Source organism: Halomonas sp. ND22Bw, from assembly GCF_003011945.1.
In the GTDB taxonomy this organism is placed as follows: Bacteria; Pseudomonadota; Gammaproteobacteria; order Pseudomonadales; family Halomonadaceae; genus Halomonas; species Halomonas halophila.
The window spans coordinates 1-252 of the sequence record NZ_PXWD01001381.1 but is presented as its reverse complement, the minus strand read 5'-3'; the positions used below and the strand labels follow the sequence as shown (position 1 = coordinate 252).

Below are 252 nucleotides of genomic sequence, written 5' to 3'. Positions count from 1 at the left end.
GTTCAAGGAACTGCCGGAGGGCAGCAAGGGCGGCGTCCGCCTCGCCAAGACCGAGGAAGAGGTGCGCCACGCCGCGGCCGAGATGCTGGGGAACACGCTGGTGACGATCCAGACCGGCGACGCGGGCAAGCAGGTCAACCGCCTGTACGTCACCGACGGCGTCGACATCGCGAAGGAATTCTACCTCGCGCTGCTGGTCGATCGCGCCACCGGCCGCTTGGCGTTCGTCTTCTCTACCGAGGGCGGAATGGA

General features: G+C 67.1%; 1 protein-coding gene. It reads left to right on the top strand.

Going from position 1 to position 252, the window contains the following annotated elements:
* Window positions 1–252 (top strand): ATP-grasp domain-containing protein (locus tag CVH10_RS22720; RefSeq protein ID WP_369335986.1); only part of this gene is annotated, 252 nt, incomplete at both ends.